The organism is Serratia sp. (in: enterobacteria), assembly GCF_046715635.1.
Lineage (GTDB): Bacteria > Pseudomonadota > Gammaproteobacteria > Enterobacterales > Enterobacteriaceae > Chania.
Genome location: NZ_JBKJYW010000428.1, coordinates 12,409 through 30,202 on the forward strand (window position 1 = coordinate 12,409; position 17,794 = coordinate 30,202).

General features: G+C 51.1%; 13 protein-coding genes. 1 reads left to right on the plus strand and 12 read right to left on the minus strand.

All coding sequences use genetic code 11. The features are described 5' to 3' along the window. Positions 1-192: 192 nt before the first annotated feature. Genes mukB through cmoM form a run of 4 tightly spaced genes read right to left on the minus strand, consistent with a single transcriptional unit; the run spans position 193 to position 7,448 of the window. Positions 193-4,641 carry a chromosome partition protein MukB gene (gene mukB / locus ACLQ7H_RS22330; protein WP_411754551.1) on the minus strand — a complete coding sequence of 1,483 codons (4,449 nt, stop codon included), beginning with the start codon at positions 4,639-4,641 and terminating at the stop codon, positions 193-195. A 2-nt stretch (positions 4,642-4,643) separates the two neighbouring features. Further along, positions 4,644-5,363, minus strand: a complete 720-nt coding sequence (gene mukE, locus ACLQ7H_RS22335) for a chromosome partition protein MukE (RefSeq protein WP_114196153.1) — start codon at positions 5,361-5,363, stop codon at positions 4,644-4,646. Beyond that, complete coding sequence (gene mukF, locus ACLQ7H_RS22340; RefSeq protein WP_411754552.1) at positions 5,344-6,666, minus strand: chromosome partition protein MukF; 1,323 nt, start codon at positions 6,664-6,666, stop codon at positions 5,344-5,346. The genes mukE and mukF overlap by 20 nt, the downstream gene beginning before the upstream one ends. Continuing rightward, positions 6,663-7,448: a tRNA uridine 5-oxyacetic acid(34) methyltransferase CmoM gene (gene cmoM / locus ACLQ7H_RS22345; protein ID WP_411754553.1), complete on the minus strand. Its 786-nt coding sequence runs from the start codon at positions 7,446-7,448 to the stop codon at positions 6,663-6,665. Before cmoM ends, mukF begins: the two co-directional genes overlap by 4 nt. A 151-nt stretch (positions 7,449-7,599) precedes the next feature. Here cmoM and elyC point away from each other — a divergent pair, with 151 nt between their 5' ends. Further along, complete coding sequence (elyC, locus tag ACLQ7H_RS22350) at positions 7,600-8,382, plus strand: envelope biogenesis factor ElyC (RefSeq protein WP_411754554.1); 783 nt, start codon at positions 7,600-7,602, stop codon at positions 8,380-8,382. Positions 8,383-8,388: 6 nt separating this feature from the next. Here elyC and ACLQ7H_RS22355 read toward each other — a convergent pair whose 3' ends face one another. From ACLQ7H_RS22355 to ACLQ7H_RS22390, 8 genes are all read right to left on the minus strand, one after another. Further along, on the minus strand, positions 8,389-9,282 hold the full coding sequence (locus ACLQ7H_RS22355; protein WP_411754555.1) for a YcbJ family phosphotransferase: 894 nt from the start codon (positions 9,280-9,282) through the stop codon (positions 8,389-8,391). Between the two features lie 173 nt (positions 9,283-9,455). Next, positions 9,456-10,211 (minus strand): 3-deoxy-manno-octulosonate cytidylyltransferase, encoded by a 756-nt coding sequence (kdsB, locus tag ACLQ7H_RS22360; protein WP_114196262.1) that lies wholly within the window; start codon positions 10,209-10,211, stop codon positions 9,456-9,458. Beyond that, positions 10,208-10,390 (minus strand): Trm112 family protein, encoded by a 183-nt coding sequence (locus tag ACLQ7H_RS22365; protein WP_114196261.1) that lies wholly within the window; start codon positions 10,388-10,390, stop codon positions 10,208-10,210. Before ACLQ7H_RS22365 ends, kdsB begins: the two co-directional genes overlap by 4 nt. A gap of 144 nt (positions 10,391-10,534) precedes the next feature. Further along, on the minus strand, positions 10,535-11,761 hold the full coding sequence (locus ACLQ7H_RS22370; RefSeq protein ID WP_411754556.1) for a winged helix-turn-helix domain-containing protein: 1,227 nt from the start codon (positions 11,759-11,761) through the stop codon (positions 10,535-10,537). Between the two features lie 93 nt (positions 11,762-11,854). After that, positions 11,855-12,067, minus strand: a complete 213-nt coding sequence (locus ACLQ7H_RS22375; RefSeq protein ID WP_114196264.1) for a cold-shock protein — start codon at positions 12,065-12,067, stop codon at positions 11,855-11,857. 409 nt (positions 12,068-12,476) lie between these two features. After that, a complete protein-coding gene (gene lpxK, locus ACLQ7H_RS22380; RefSeq protein WP_411754557.1) occupies positions 12,477-13,454 on the minus strand; it encodes a tetraacyldisaccharide 4'-kinase in 978 nt (325 codons plus the stop codon). Then, positions 13,451-15,199, minus strand: coding sequence for a lipid A ABC transporter ATP-binding protein/permease MsbA (msbA, locus tag ACLQ7H_RS22385; protein ID WP_114196263.1), 1,749 nt, complete (start codon positions 15,197-15,199; stop codon positions 13,451-13,453). Before msbA ends, lpxK begins: the two co-directional genes overlap by 4 nt. Positions 15,200-15,235: 36 nt before the next feature. Beyond that, positions 15,236-17,512, minus strand: a complete 2,277-nt coding sequence (locus ACLQ7H_RS22390; RefSeq protein ID WP_114196258.1) for a ComEC family protein — start codon at positions 17,510-17,512, stop codon at positions 15,236-15,238. Positions 17,513-17,794 lie beyond the last annotated feature (282 nt).

Genomic DNA, 17,794 nt, shown 5'->3' on the forward strand with positions numbered 1-17,794 from the left:
TATTGGTTTAAGTATACAAACAGAAAGCGGCTTTTGCTTTGCCGATAAATAATAAACGTTTGCTACCGAATATTGGCGTCATTTTACCTATAACGTCAAATAAAGTTTGTTCTGCTAATGCGCTAAGCAGATGAAAAAAGTCGCCTTTTGGCGACTTTTTGTACAGCGCGTGACGTATTCTCAAGAGGAAGTCTAATTCTCCGTGGAATGACTGGTCACAACGGGAGGTTCCATTGGCGTAAAGCCGCGCAAGCCCACCACATGTACATGCTCATGGTTCTGGAATACCTTACGCACCAGCTTGTAGGTTGTGCCTTTCTCTGGACTGATATTCTCCGGTGCAGCAATGATTAACTGCATTTCGAGACGATCGCAAAGCTCAAACAGCGTGGCGATCGACTTCGCATCCAGACGCGCCGCTTCATCGAGGAACAGTAACCGGCATGGGGAAATATCTTTTCCACGCAGGCGACGGGACTCTTCCTCCCAGCTCTGTACCACCATAACCAGAATCGACATCCCGGTACCGATCGCCTCACCGGTCGACAGCGCACCACTTTCAGCCCGTAACCAACCATCAGAGCCACGGAAGACTTCAACTTCCATTTCCAGATAGTTGCGGTAGTCCAACAGTTCTTCACCAATGGTTTGCGGCGTGCGCTGCCCCATGTCGATTTGCGGATTCAGGCGTTGATACAGTTTTGCCAGCGCTTCAGAGAAGGTCAGGCGATTACTGGTAAACAAATCCTGATGCTGCTCCTGCTGCTCAGAGAGCACATCAAGCAGTGTCGCATGGGCTTCACGCACGTTCACATTGAGGCGTACACTCTTCACCTGACCAAAGGAGACGGCCTGCAATCCCTGATTCAGCATGCGGATACGATTCTGTTCACGCTGAATGGTTTTACGAATGATGTTGGAGACGCTTTTTGAGCTAATCGCCAGCTTCTGCTCGCGCGCCGTCAGCTCTTCGGTCAGGCGACCCAGCTCAATCTCCATCTGTTCAATCGCTTCCACCGGATCATCGGTACGAATAATATCCTGACGGATACGCTCGCGCAGATGTTGGTAAACGGCGATATAGAACTGGATTTTACGCTCAGGACGTTTGGGATCTTCTGAAAGACGCAGCACATCACGCAAATGTTCGTTATCCGCCACGGCAAGACGCAGCGCCCCCAATGCCTTATCCGACATCGAACGTAATTCGTCACCGTCCATATACGCCAGTTCGCGGCGGTGCAAGCGGCGCTCCACGCCATTATCCTTGACCAGACGCATCACGGAACACCAGCCAGCTTTCGCCGTCACCACCTGTTCACGCATCAAGTAATAGTCACGCTCAAGTTTGCGCAGTTTCTTCTGTAACGCGTCCATTTCAGCTTCACAGAACGTCAGTTGCTTCTCAAGCTGATTGCGACGGGCACGGTTATTGCTGAGTGCGGCATGCAATTCATCCCTGCGAGTGCGGGCGCGAACTTCAGCGCTGGCATCTGCCTGAACGCCAATATCCTGTAACTCCTGCCCCAACTCTTTGAGCATGTCACGCTTGGCATCGTAGGAACTTTTCAGCGACGCCAGAACCTGACTGTACTGGGTAAATTGGGTTTGATGCTGACGCAACAGTTCACGACAGCGCGTACGTTCGGCTTCGGCATGTTCCAGGCGCTGGCGCAGTTTGTCATTCAGATCGGAGTTTTCGGTCAGCATGCCCGCCGAGTCGGTATAGCCGAAGTGTGAGCGACGCTGTACCACTTCCGTCAGGGAGAACGCTTGCTGCTTGGTCAGACGCTGCACATGCTGCGCCTGGGCATAATCCTCTTTCAATTGTTCATGCTGCTCAGGATCGCTTTGCAACACGGACAGCAATGGCTCCAATTTTGCCAGAGATGCGCCATGCTGCTGAATGTATCGTGCTGATGCCTGCGCCTCATCATGCTCTTCACGCATCTCTTCAACACGATCTTCCAACGTTTCATCGCTCAGCAGCGCAACACGAGGCAGCAAGCGATTCAGTATTGCCACGCTCTCTTTTGCTTGCTCATACTGCTGACGTTGCTGCTGGTTCTGCCCTTCATGGGCATTCAGCGCGCGATCAATCTCACTGCGACGGGTCGAAAGCAGGCGAATTTCAGCCTCAGGATCATTATCAAAAGCGACAGCCAAATGGCTGCCGATGAAACGACTGAACGCCTGATGCGCACGCTGAATTTTTTGTACATCGAAAGAGAGCGTGGCGTAGCGTTCAGCCAGATCTTCACGCTCTTTATGCAGCACGTCCAAACGGTTGTCACGCGCAGCGCGACCAAAGAGCGGCACTTCAGGGAAACGTGAATAGCGCCACTGACGATCGGCAATTTTGACCACTACTGCGCGGTTCAGCTCTTCCACACCAAAGACGTTATCATCAAAGGACTGCGGATCCCCTTCGATTAAATACAAGTCTTCCGGGCACTCTTCCAATCCGTCCAGTTGATCGCGAATCAACGACAGATCAGGAACGACGATGGCATGACGGGATGGACCGTACAACGCGGAGAAATAGGGTGCGTCATCAATGGTGACATCATCGTAAATTTCAGACAGCAGAACACCACCAAAGCGTTCAGCGAGCGTGATCATACGCGGATCTTCAGCACCGCTTGGCTGGCTCAGACGCTCAATTTGCGCATCAATGATACGTTTACGCGCGGAGATTTCGTCACGTTCGACGGTAGTCTCACGTTCGCTCTCCAACAATTGCTGCATGTATTCCGTAACCTGCTGGCTGGTTTCCAGCGGCTCGCGGCTCTGCTCGCTCAATTGCGACAACGCATCCTGCGCCGCCAGCCAGACCGGTGCCCGGGCGGTAAGGGCTTTGATGCGCTGTTGCAACTGCTCGTGCTCCTGACGCATTTCCATGCGGCGCTCACCCGCCTGCGACACGCAGAGCGTCAGTTCTTCAATCTGTTGTTCAAGCTCAGCCTGCAGTTCATCCAGATCCTCAGGCTGATAATCCTGACCGCAGCGCTTGCTGAACTCCTGCAACTGACGCCCGGCATCCTGTTGTTCGCGCAGGCGTTGCTCCAGCTCAGACAGACGCATACGTAGCGGTTGTACCCGCTCAGCCTGATGCTGTTGGGATGACCAGTCGCGCAGCAGGTCGCGTGCCGTCTTCCAGGCATCACTGCGGCTGACTTCGCCCGCGATTTTTACCACCAACTGGTAAGCATTCTCGAATTGGCTGTGCGCGGCATCAGCAACGCTGATTTTCTGCTCGAGCATCAGCAACATATCGGTTGCTTCCTGCTCCTTCGCCTGGAACGTATCAAGCCATTGCTCGGCATTGTCTGCCGTCAGATCCGGAAGCTGGCAGAGTTCACGGGCTCTTTCGAGCGCATGCAGCGCCTGCTGGTATTGAATTGCGCGTGTTTGCTGCACATCCAGCGCCTGCTGATAATCTGCAAGCTGGCTTTTCAGTTCATCCACTTCCTGCTCAGCCGCTTCAGAACGGGCTTCGTGTTCGGCATGAAGTTCGCTGGACTCCGCCACGACTTCGTTCTGCTCTTCAAGACGGTAGGTTAATTCTTCAAGATCAGATTCATAACGTTCAATTTTCTCCTGCTGGCGCATGGCGGTCTGCACCAGATTCAGGTGATCGCTGGCGGCCTGATAATCGGTTTCAAGATCGGATTCAGACGCGGTGTGCTCCGCCAATTCACGCGCCATATCAACATGGCGGAATTGTTCATGGGCCAACTGCTTGCGGCTGGTCAGCAGATCATTACGCAGCACCAACGCACTGTCGAGATGGATGCGGCGATCGTTGGCATGGCGCATATAGTCTGCCGCCACATAAGATGTCGCTTCCGAAATGAGGTGCTTAAACAAATCGCGGTCGGACTGCGTGACGCGAATGGCTTCCAGCGTCATACGGTTTTCCCGCAGCGCGGCTTCCATATCCTGGAACGCTTTGCGCACGCCGCTATTTTCTGGCAGCAAGTAGTCGCGCAGTGAGCGGGTGATAGCGCTGGAGATACCGCCGTAAAGCGATGCCTCAATCAGGCGATAGAACTTGCTGCGATCGGCGGAAGAGCGGAGCCGGCGAGGAATCACCCCCAGATCGAACATCAGCGAGTGATAGTCGGTGATGGAGTTGAATTGCTTGAACTGCACCCCTTCCATCTCTTCCACCCGCTCTTTCAGTTCCTGCAACGAGAGCACCCGCGCCTGACGCTCACCGACGGTTTCGGTCAGGATCTGCGTAGGTTGAATGGCCGTCGGCAATCCCTGGATGACGAAAGGTTTGATATCCACTTTGCGGTCGCGACCGGCGATCTGCTGCAAGCGCACACCCACGACGACGCGCTGATGCCGCGAGTTCACCACATCCAGTGTGGAATAGCAGACCCCGGCACGTAATTTGCCGTGCAGACCTTTATCGCGCGAGCCGCTGGTTGCACCAGCCTCGGTAGTATTGCGAAAGTGCAGCAAGGTGAGATCGGGGATCAGCGCCGTGACGAAAGCGGCCATGGTGGTGGATTTACCCGCCCCGTTACCGCCCGAAAGCGTGGTTACCAATTCATCGAGATCAAAGGTCCGGGCAAAAAAACCGTTCCAGTTAACCAGGGTCAGTGAGCGAAATTTACCGCGTTCAATCATTCCTATTCATCCTCTCCGCTTTCTGACGCATTTCCAGTCTGCTGTTCATCGTCGCTTTCATCATTCAGTAACAGACTGTTTTCCACCTGCATGGCTTCACCATCACGGATCATACGCAGTTGCGATTCGCGCACGTCATCACCGCTACGGACATCAGCACCAAAGCGGAATACCGCTTCGGTAATACGAAATTTGGTGCTGTCATTACCCATGAAATAGATCATGCCCAAACGACGCAGGCGGTTGAGTGACGTGCGCACCTTCTCTTGCAACTTCTGACGATCCAGATCGGAGCCGGTAGAGCGCTGGTTAACAAACTTCAGCAATTTGCTCTCGTCCGCCAGACTCAACAGTTCGTCGTACAGCTCCTGCTGACTGAAAATCCCCTCGTGCGCCAAACGTTCCGGGCTGAGGTAGAGGTAGCAGAGGATCTTTCCGACCATCATATCCAGCTCGGATAACACCGAGCGCGGGATAAGCGTGGTAGAACGCGGGCGCAGATAGAAAAATCCTTCCGGCGCACGAATCAGTTCAACGCTGTAACGCGTGTAAAATGCTTCCAGTTCGTCCTGAAAATCCATCAGGAAGGCATGATTGTCCAGTTCATCAATGCCGATATGGCGGCCACTGCGCAACTGGCTATCAAGCGCTGGAAACAACGAATTGGCTAACGCCTGTGCCAGTTTTACTGGCATTACTTGTTCAATATTTGTCGATGACATGGGCCTGCACCTTGGCTCCGTAATCATTGATTGCCTGCCATTCAGCCGGCAACCCTGAAAAATCTGCTTCAGCCACACCCAGGCGTACAGCCTGGTCGACCACAATACGTGCCACATCGAAATGACGGGCACGCGGACATTGGGTGAGATACTCGCGCATCACTGACCCTAAATTCAGCGGGGTATTCTGTTGCTGATAAATCAGCAGAGCCTGTTCGATCAGTGCAGCCAATTGCTCGCGGATCTCGCTGAACTCCTCAAACTCCAGCTCAGGTGGCAACTCACCGGTCACTTCCTCACTGCGCAAGCCCAGCTCTTCATCACGCATATCCAGCAGGCGATCTGCATTGGCAAACGTCAGCGTCCATGGACTGTCAAAATAGTTCTGAACCGATTGCCGCAGGCGCTGGGCAAATACCCGGTTTTTATCCATGTCGATCGCCGTACGGATAAATTTATGTACGTGTCGGTCATAGCCGATCCACAGATCGATAGCCTGCTGGCCCCAACTGATGATTCTGTCGAGTTTGGCTTGTAAATCAAACACCAGTTTATCGACAAAACCCAGCTCGATTCCAATCATCGTCGCTTCCTGAATACGGAACAGATTGGCCTGCAGTTTGTCACCGGCAGCTTCAAGCGTATCCTGCAACTCCCGCAGTGTACCGGACGTTTCCGACAGCAACATTTCACAACTGGAAATCGCCGCCCGCCAATCCTGGTTCAGCAACGCAGCGATATCCTCTTTTACACCCTGCTGCTGTTCATCCATGATCCGCTGGGTCATATCGATACTGTCGAAAATTTCTGCGACCGAGTATTTGAGTGGCGCAAACACGTTTCGATGCCAGTGAAACTCATCACCGCCCTCTTGCGCCGCATCGGCTGCGCGTTTCAGTTCCTGCGCAACCATCGACAACTGCATGGAAAGCCGCAGCGTTGAAAATTCGCGCTGACGAATGTAGTAATCCGTAATGCCAATGCCCAGCGGCGTCAGACGGTAAATGGCATTGCCATCCGCCAGTTCGCTGGTAAAGCGGTTGATCAGACGTTGGCGCACCATATCATTGATGGCGTTATTGGCGCGCACCGCCACGGTTTCATTCGTTTGCTCAAAGCCTTTGCTGACGTGGCGAAATGCATCTATCAGTTCGCCCTCGCTCATTTCACCATCAAGGCGCTCACCGTTGAGGGCCGCAATCGCCAACAGAAAGGCAAGTCGTTCCGTTGGGAGCGAAATCGAGAAGTCATTTTTCCGGGCCCAGGCGACCAGTTCGGGTACAGTCTGGGAAAATTCACTCATAATTCGTCCTTCAGATTGGGTTTATGCGCCATAACGTGAATGTAGCGCCCCAAACTCACAAACGGTTCCTGCCGGCAGTAGCGCTGTTCCAACGCCAGTAGTTCGGCAAAATCCTGTGTTTGTTGCTGCTTATTCTTCAAATAGTCGTGGAAAACCCGCACGCCGGTTTTACCACTGATGCACATCCCCATCTCTTCCAGCCACCGATAAACATCGGGGGGATTAAGCGGGTGATCGGGTGACAACGAACGTTTATTCTTGATAGGCATCCCTTCATTGACGTAGAGAAAATTACCTACCACAACGTGTCGCATCAACAGCCCATTGTAGTTAAAAAACATCAGGGAGAGTGCCCCGCCGGGTGCCAGACAGGCTTCTAACGCCTGTAATACCTGTTGCGGATCGGCCACCCATTCCAACACTGCATGGAACAATATCAGATCAACCGGCTGTTCCAAGTACTGTGCGATATCTTGTGCCGCACTTTGTACAAATTGCATGTTCTGGCTCACACCTTTTTCATGTGCAGCCACTTTCGCCCGCGCGATCATCTCACTTGAGAGATCACACAACAATACCTTATGTCCTAAAGCGGCCAATTCGCAGGCCATTAATCCCTCGCCGCCACCGGCATCTAAAATCCGCAATGGCCGTTGAGGGAGCTGGGCCAACAGTCCGTCGAGATCCTGCCACAGTACCGCCTGACGAATCTTACCTTTGGTTGTGCCATAGATATTGCGTGAGAACTTTTCAGCAATGTCGTCAAAATTGCGATCCTGCATGGAGATCGGCCCCGCCCGATAAATCTGTTACATCAGAGTGAATGAGTTCGCTTCAAACCTGCTATTTTGGCACAGGCTGGCTTAGAATGAATCTTCTTGGCGCGCTATCTTGCCTGGATGTCGGTTTTTCGCCCAAAAGGACCCGTTTTAGATGTTATTTGACCTGAAAAAAGTTGTTGGTGGCCTGCTCATGCCACTTCCTTTCCTGTTGGCGCTGATGGCTGTGGCCCTCATTTTGCTGTGGTTTACCCGCTGGCAAAAAACAGGGAAAGTGTTTTTTTCTCTCAGTTGGTTAATTTTGCTGCTGCTAAGCTTGCAACCGATCGCCGATCGCCTGTTAAAACCCGTTGAGTCACGCTATCCAACCTATAACGGACGCCCAACCTATAACGAACAAGTGGCGATCAACTATATCGTGGTGCTTGGCGGTGGCTATACTTTCAATCCCTCTTGGGCACCCAGTTCAAACCTGATTGGCAACAGTCTGCCGCGCGTAGCAGAAGGCGTTCGTCAGTATCTGGCGCATCCTGGGTCAAAACTGATTTTTACCGGCGCTGCCGCAAAAACCAACCCGGTAAGCAGTGCGAAAACGGCTGCATTGGTAGCCGAGAGTCTGGGTGTGCCCGACAGGGATATTATTTTACTGGATAAACCTCGGGATACCGGGCAGGAAGCCGAAGAAGTCGCACGTCTGGTCGGTAGCGACCCTTTCCTGCTGGTCACATCAGCAAACCATCTGCCCCGAGCTATCGTCTTCTTCCAGAAAAAAGGGTTGCATCCCATCCCGGTGCCTGCAAATCAGTTGGCGATCGAGTCTCCACTGAATTGGTGGGAGAAAGTCCTGCCGCAGGCAATGTATCTGTCGCATAGCGAAAGGGTCTGGTACGAAAAGTTGGGCCAGCTCTGGCAGCAGGTTAAAGGTGACGATCGTTAACCCAGATTATTCGTGCCACGGAAGCAACTGTTTATTGGCATTTTCAAAGGCCAGACGATCGAATTTGCCCGTGTGCAAGAACCGGTCGATCGCTTCCCACATGACATACAACCAGCGGCGCGCGACGAAGGACTCAGCAACTGGCGCTTTCTGTAGATAACGGTATAACAGTTGCCCGGATAAGCCATCATCACAAAGGCGGAACAGATCGTATTCCCGCGGCGCCCATAACATGTTGCCTGGATTGAGCATCGCCAGCAGTTGATCGCTGCGCGGATCTTTTAGCATACTGCGCAGATTGAGATTGCCATGTACCAATACGGCACTGTCATTGAATCCCTCGAACAGGCGCGGCAAGCTGCCTTTGGCACGGTAAAGCGCGGTGCGATCTTCCAGCGTTATTTGTGACGAATTCATATTGATGACCGTCGACCACAACACCTCGACCCTTTGCATGTACCAACTGCGCCAGTTATTCTCTTGCGTACTGTCGACCGTCCCCACACAGCCATGGCTGTCAATACGGTGCCACGCCAACATACCTTCAACGATTTGATCCATCAGCATGTCCCAACGCTGCGGCGTACGTGCGGGTGCCTCAACTGACACACCGCGCAACCGCTCCATCAGCAGGATCTCTTTGTATGGCGCCTGACTGGTGACAACCAAACCATAGACCGTCGGCAAACGCACATAGCCATCGCGCGCCAACATCGATAATTTATAGGCCTCTTGCTGCGCAACGCCTGGACAAACATAGCTTTTCGCCAAAAGCGGGATCGCATTCCCTTCTTTGTCATACATGGCATAAAGATGGGCGTAAGGTTGCTCGCTTACGCATTCAAGTCGCGAAATAGATTCACCAAGGACAATACTCAACTCTGCGATTAACTGTTCCATAGATATCCTGCGCGTAAGCGAAAATGCAGCACTATCATGTGAGTATCAGCGGATGATTTCTTCAATACAGATCAAAGAACAGCGGATAAAACCAGTGGGAATTCAGAATAGTCAGGATTGATGCCAAAAGAAAAGAATCAACCGGAATGAAGGAATTCATCCCGGTTATATACCTATTTTACTTGCGAGAAGTGATCCCGTACGCGCTGCAAATCCTCCGGTGTATCTACACCGACAGAAGGAATGGCCTTCGCCACCGCAACGTGAATTTTCTCGCCATACCAGAGAACGCGCAATTGTTCGAGCAGTTCAATCTGCTCCAATGCGCTTGGCTCCCAGGTCACATAACGGCGGACGAAACCCGCGCGATAAGCATAAATGCCAATATGCCGCAGGAAGTGATCGCCGATGTTGTCACGGGAATGGGTAAACCTTTCACGCTCCCAGGGAATCGTCGCCCGGGAAAAGTACAAAGCATACCCTTGCGCATCCATAACCACTTTCACAGCATTTGGATTGAACGCCTCTTCAGCGCTCTCGATAGGGACAGCCAGTGTTGCCATTCCCGCCTGCGACGCAGCAAGGTTTTCAGCAACCTGACGAATAATTACTGACGGGATGAGCGGCTCGTCACCCTGGACGTTGACGATAATCTCGTCATCAGAGAAACCATAGCGTTCGATGACTTCGGCAAGGCGTTCCGTGCCTGACTGATGATCAGGCCGGGTCATGCACACTTCCCCACCTGCGGCTTCAACGGCTTTCATGACATCAGGGTGGTCGGTCGCGACAATAACCCGATCCGCACCAGACTCCAACGCCCGCTCCATGACATGCACCACCATTGGCTTACCATTGATGTCGGCAAGCGGCTTACCCGGTAAGCGGCTGGAAGCATAACGAGCTGGAATGATTGCAATAAAACTCATGGATGTTTCTCATCAACCGAAAGGGAACGCGCTTCGTTTTCCAGCAAAACCGGAATCCCGTCGCGCACTGGATAAGCCAGTGCATCCACTTTACACACCAATTCCTGATTTTCTTTATTGAAATAGAGTTTCCCGGTACAAACCGGACACGCAACAATTTCAAGCAAACGATGATCCATGCTTCCTCCACGTTGGAGATATCTGAATAAAACCAAAGATTGAAAGGATATCATAACCCTTCCCAGACCGTTAATCGCTGTGGGTGATCATAAATACGCAGAGGGTCGCCCGGCAAAAATACTTCCCGCCTTGACCAGATTTTTTTACACGATTTCCCATCCACCCTGCCAGCTTGCGCGCAATGCTTCCGGCACCGCGCCAATCACCACGCGGGTCGCACCATGCCATCGCGCACATTGGCTGATCGCCTTGGTCAGATCGTTGATCCGCCGCGATCCCACTTTGGTCCCCGGTTCAAGATAGAGTGCTTTGACTTCGAAAACCTGTTCTCTTCGGTGTATCTTGGCGTCCGTCCGCCCAATCAACTCACCCCGATGAAGAATCGGCAAGACGAAGTAACCATACTGTCGCTTGGCCTGCGGCGTATAACATTCAATCCGGTAATCGAAATTAAACAAGGCTAAAGCACGCTTTCTGTCCCAAACGATCGGATCAAATGGCGAAAGCAAAGAGGTTACCGTTGAGGTAATTGATTGGGATGCTGATTGTGCCAGCAGAGGGAATAGAGTGTGGTGTACATAAAAGGGTTCACTGAATCCTTCAACGCTGACCTGCGCGATCTCTTCGTCTTCTTCAAGACGGTTGATGACGCCTCTCAGCGGAATACGTTTCAGTCGATAGTAATCGGCCAGCCACTCCGCTTTGAAAATACCCAGATATTGACTACTGCGGCGCAACATCTCGTACTGCGCCTCAGCAGCAGAAAGTGTGTCGCGATCGTCATTCCAATCCGGCAGTATGCGTGAGGTTAAATCGTAAACGCGATGAAAATTCTTGCGCTCACTGACCATTAACTCTCCGGCAGTAAACAAGGTTTCCAGATGACGTTTTTCTGGTTTCCAATCCCACCAGCCCGTGCTGTTTTTGTTCTCACGGGAAAAATCGGCTGAACGTACCGGACCATTTTGTGCGATATGCCCCAACAAATCCTCAATATCCTGATGATGTTTTTCTCGCCATTCTGGGGAGTATTTCCATCCGAGATGTTCCGGATAAAGCATGCGGTGGCGGAGCAGTGCAAAATCTTCGATTGGGATGAAGCAGGCTTCGTGCGCCCAGTACTCAAAGAGCTGTTTTGCAGCCAGTGCGTTTTCCAACCATTCAGCAGGATAGTCGCCAAGGCGAGTGAATAACACCAGATAAGGACTTCGCGCAACCACACTGATCGTGTCTATTTGCAGCAAACCCATGGTACGGATAACGTCAAGCAGATCGGCTGGCGTCGCTTTGCGCGTAGGAGGATTTTTAAGACCCTGAGCAGCAAGATGAAGCACGCGCGCAGTGGAGAGGGAGATAACCTGTGCTGGCATTACGATATCCAAGATAACTATTCAATGGATATCGATAACATATTTTCGCCAGCGCGTAAAACCTGTAAAGGTTAGCGCTGGCGAAATGAGTCATCAGAAGGCAATGACGTCCGCGGCGGCTGGGCCGTGGTAAACACTTTTATACGTAGTAAATTCGACGCATTGACCTTCATTCAGTGACTTACTGCCGGTATTGGCAATTGCCGTGCGACTGACATAAACATCATTGCTGCCATCCAGTGGTGAAATAAAGCCGTAACCTTTCATTTGGTTATACCATTTCACGCGACCCATTTTTAACATCATATTATTATTTCCTTTTTTGTGGGCATCCATGACAACGCTTTTTATTATTGTTCGGATGCTGTTGCCCAACGTAAAGTTTTCGAATTAAACCGCTTTTGAGCACTTTTATACTATTAATTAATTGCCATATGGCATAGATGGCCGATCTTTCAGATACGTTACTTATGGGAGGCACTTAGTCAGAAGGTTCATCATGGAAGCGGAATCAGGTGATAACGTCTTTGGAGGAACTGCTTTACTCTAAACACAAACATAAATACGCCTGTATCACAGGCCGACAAGCATTTACTCATAAAAATACCATAAGCGCAACTCTTTAATAATGTAATTGAATAAGTAACGTCAGATAAATTTTATCTTATTGAAACTATTCTTTTTAAATTTACAACTCATCGTTGGAAAACGGGATTTATTTAATCAATCCCATAATCTTTGCCAATAATTGCTCGCCAGACGCCCGATCAAAAACGGCATCGACCGGGAGATACCACCAATTGGATTGCGCAAAATTACGGCATTTGACCGCATCTTTTTCAGTCATCAGCAAAACCTGATCACCCTGCGTCAAAACCGAGAGTTGTTCAAGACTGTAGGCCTGATGGTCAGCGAAAGTGACATTGCGCTCTGTCTTCATTCCCAATGCTGACAGCGTGGCAAAAAAACGCGGAGGATGGCCAATTCCTGCCATCGCCACGACTGATGCCAACTCTTCAACAGGTTTACGTTGCCCCGTCGCAAGATTAACTGCAAGAGATGGCGCCAGCGTCATTCCGAGCTCTTTGGTTCGCGCCTCCCCCCCATTGACGATGACGGCATCAACTGTTTTCAACCGTGAGGCCCTCTCGCGCATAGGTCCAGCCGGTAGCCACCAACCATTGCCGAAGCGCCGCTTGCCGTCGATCACCACAATCTCAAAGTCACGGCCCAATGCATAATGTTGCAAACCATCGTCAGTGATAATGATGTCTACATCATTTTGCTTCAATAATGCCTGAACAGCTTCCACCCGCTTGGGAGCCACAGCAACGCTCGCACCGGTCCGCTGGAATATCAACATGGGTTCATCCCCGGCTTCTGACGTTTGCGTGGTCGAAGTCAGAACCAAAGGATAGTGATCGGCCTTGCCGCCGTAACCTCTGGAGACAACACCAACTTTCAATCCTCGCTGCTGCAGATGCTCAACCAGCCAGATAACGACGGGCGTTTTACCATTACCTCCAGCGGTCAGATTGCCAACCACGACAACTGGCCGGGGCGCATGCCAACTTCGTCTTAATCCTGCCCGATAACTGCAGCGAATCGCAAAAGTCACGAATCCGTACAGCCATGACAATGGCAATAAGAACAGATATAGCGGCGAGCGCCCTGACCAGATGCGTTCAATCATTGGCCAAATTGCATCCGATGAAGTTGTGCATAAACACCTTTATGTTCAAGCAGCTCATGGTGTCCACCGCGCTCAACCACCCGCCCATCTTCAACGACCAGAATTTCATCCGCTTTCTCGATCGTAGACAATCGGTGAGCGATAACCAGAGATGTACGGTTCTTCTGCAACTCATCGAGGGCTGCCTGAATAGCCCGCTCAGATTCGGTATCCAACGCGGAAGTGGCCTCATCCAGGATCAAAACCGGGCTGTCTCGCAATAACGCCCTGGCAATCGCGATACGTTGGCGTTGCCCACCGGAAAGCAGGACACCATTCTCACCGATAATGGTATCAAGACCATTATCCATTTTATCAATGAAGTCCATCGCGTAGGCCATCCGGGCAGCCTTTTCAATTTCCTCACGACTATAATGATCGCTGCGCGCATAGGCGATATTGTTGGCAATTGTATCGTTGAAGAGATGGACATTTTGCGAAACCAGAGCGACCTGATTACGCAACGAAGAGAGCGTATATTCACGCAGATCGTGACCATCCATGAGGATTTCGCCCTGTTGGATGTCATAGAACCGCGTCAGCAGATTGGCAATTGTCGATTTGCCGGAACCTGAACGTCCAACCAGAGCCACGGTTTTACCTGCTGGAATATGCAGATTGATATCGCGCAGCGCTGGCGTCTCTTTAGTCGGATAGTAGAACGTGACGTTGCGGAATTCGATTTCACCCTTGGCGCGCTCTACTTCAAGCTTACCGTCATCTTTCTCCTGCTCCATATCCAGAATAGAGAACAGCGTTTGGCACGCCGCCATACCCCGCTGGAATTGCGCATTCACGTTGGTCAGTGACTTCAACGGACGCATCAATGCAATCATTGAAGAGAACACAACGGTAATGGTACCTGCGGTGAGCGTTTCCATCACCGACGGGAAACTCGCGGCATAAAGAACAAACGCCAGAGCCAGAGAGGCAATCAGTTGGATGATCGGGTCAGAGATCGACGAGGCAGAGACCATCTTCATCCCTTGCTGACGCATCAGGTTGCTTACCTTGTTGAAACGTTCGGTTTCAACTTTCTGTCCCCCGAAGATAAGCACTTCTTTATGCCCTTTCAGCATCTGTTCTGCACTGGTAGTGACATGACCCATCGTGCTTTGCATGTTCTTGCTGATCCCACGAAAACGCTTGGAGACCAATCTGATAGCAAAGGAGACGATGGGGGCAATAACAATCAGAATCAGGGAAAGCTGCCAACTGTAATAAAACATCATGGCAAACAGACCGATAATAGAGGCGCCTTCACGAACCACGGTGATCAACGCCCCCGAAGAAGATGAGGCAACCTGCTCCGAGTCATAAGTGATACGTGACAAAAGCGTACCGGTCGATTGCTGGTCGAAGAATGCCACAGGCATATTCATCATGTGACCAAACAGGCGACGACGCATTTGCATCACGACTTTACCGGAAACCCAGGCAATACAGTAACTCGATACAAACCCTGTAATCCCACGTACCAGCATTAACCCAATGACAGCCAGCGGCATCCACATCAGGATAGAGCTGTTCGATTTGCCAAACCCATCGTCGAGTAAAGGTTTTAGCAATGACAGCATGAAGGTATCACTGGCGGCATTAAGAATTAGCGCAATGGCCGCAGCAATCAGACCAGCTTTAAACGGGACGATCATCGGCCAAAGGCGACGGAATGTCTGCCAGGTGGAGAGATCTTTATCATTCATCATGCAATTAACCAGCATTGGAAGAAATAGCGGCCTATTCTACGCATTATCACCCCTTACGCCAAACCGCTGATGGTACCAACGTGGCATTAATTGTTCCCGAAATCCTTTTATTTGCCAGTAGTTGCCGAAAAAAAACACACTTAGCTGACCAGAGCGTGAAGTATCGCGCCAATTTGCGTTATTTTCCGCATATCGGCTGACTATTTTTTTCGACGGCAAACGCCATGCATTATAGCGTGAAGCCGAAGCAAGGGAGAGTTCAGGCCGGACAGCGCGTAAAAAAGGTGGGCTGGACGATGTCGAGCTACCGTGATGGGGAACCTGCAGAATATCGGCAGCCAATTCCCCACGAAGTTGACGTACCAGCGCCAGTTCGGCTTTTTGCTCGATATCCCCTGTTAAGAGCACCGAGAACTGCCCATCAGTGACACGAATGACGCAAGACTCATTATTGCCTGCATTATTAGCTGCGTTTTCAGGCCATAGCACGGTAAAATCCAGTCCTTGCCAATGCCATTGATTCCCCTGCTGGCAAGGTAAATGCCCGCTTTCCGCCCAAGGAGTCCGCACACTTGCCAATGGAAATGCACTTTGCATTTCAGGCAACCCTCCCCCGTGATCGGCATGATCGTGGCTGATAATTATCTGTTCAACCGTAATCCCGCGCCACCTTAGGTAGGGGATCACTGTGCGTTCAGCGCTACTCCCTTGCGGCCAACGATTACCGGTATCGTAAATAATGGCCTTGTCATTCTTCACGATCAGCACAGCCAAACCATGTCCGATATCCAACATATCCAGACGCCATTGTTCTTTGTCACTTTTAAACATCCAAAGCGTGATCACCACTGACATAGAACATACAGAAATAGGGTTGGAGTGCCACCAGCGAAAACGCCATATGACCACACCCATCCAGCCAATGAGGCTCATCGCCAGCCAGCGCTCACCAAAGTTTGTCCATCCTTGTTGCAACAAAGGCATCGGCCAGAAAATAAAAACCAGCAGGCGATCGGCGATGAACCACATGCAACCACTGAGTAAAGGAAACGAAATGAGCAGCAGGGCTATCAACACCAACGGTACCACGATGAATGAGACCAGCGGCACTGCCCAGAGATTGGCGGGCAATGAGTTCAAACTCACCCCTTGGAAGAGTCCAATCTGCATCGGCATAAGCAGCAACATCATTCCCAGTTGTAAGTGACCCCAGCGCAACCATGCCCACTTCCAACCCTGATTAAATCGCTGAGGTAAAGGACACCACTGAAACCAGAAAATTAATGACCCCACCGCAAAACACGATAACCAAAAACTGTCTGACAGCACATTCAAGGGGTCGGCCAGCAGAATCAACGTAATGCAGCCCAGCCAGACTTGCCATGCATGAAAGAGAATGCCGTTTAGCCTTAATACGATCCAGAAACTCAGTGCCAGCATTGCTCTGATTGCAGGAGGATTGCTCCCCGCCAACCAGACATAGAGCAATGCCACCATCCAACTCACAGCAAGCGGGATGCGATAGCTTATCCAGTCTTGTGGCATAAAAAACTGAATTCCACGCACCAGTAGCCAACCAAATAGCGCCGCAATCGTGATATGCAGACCAGAAATCGCCATCAAATGGGCGATGCCTGTTTGTTGTAACATTATCCGCGTTTGTTGTGGGATCAGTGCGCTTTCACCAAAGCCCAATGCCAGCAACACTCCGGCAAAATCATTATCGGCTAATTGTCGCTGAGCCTCACTGACAAGTTGTTGTCTCCAGCCACAATCACTCGTCAATGGCTGCGCGGATAACAGTGATCCATTCAGTGGACGACGATTCGCAATGGCCCAGCGCTGCCCGTCAAATCCGCCCTGGTTCAGTTGACTATGCACCGGCCGCAAACTCAGTGTCAGAAACCAACGTTGCCCGGCGCAATAAGGCAAAGCATCATCCCACTTGATGCTGATCGACAACGGTGGAAAGACCCATCGCTGATTGATTTTATGTGCGCGGAAAACAATCCGCTGTTGATTATTTCCTTCCAGATAGAGGCTCTCTACTTCCCCCAAGACCTGCACTTTAGTGCCGGAATATTGTTCAATCTGACCAAGCATTACCGTGCCATTAATGGTGGCCCAAATAAAACCCACCAGAAAGATGGCGATAAACATCAACTGTTTACTCAACCGCCAGTAAAATTTACTCATGAACATAAGCAGTAGTGAAGCCAACAGCACGACTATCTGCACGCGATAGTCGGGTAAAGTAGGCAAGATGAGCAGCGGCAACATTCCAAGGACAAGCGCTAATGCCACGTCAGACACGGTGAGCTTAATGATGAATAATCCTTTCTGGGGAGTGTGTTTTTCACGTCCGCACGTTGGGTTCTTGGGTGTGTGAAGTATGTGGCTGAGGAAATGTTGTCACCAACAGGAATAGCGCGTATTGCAGCACGCCTCGACAGATAGTTTCCCAGGCAACAGCGATGCTATTTATTTTGTGAGGCAGACTGAGAAATCAGGGAATGCAACAGAGGGCAAATGAGGTGATATGGCGTAGAGCAAAAGGTAATTTGTGACCATAAAAAAACGGCACCAGTTAAGGTG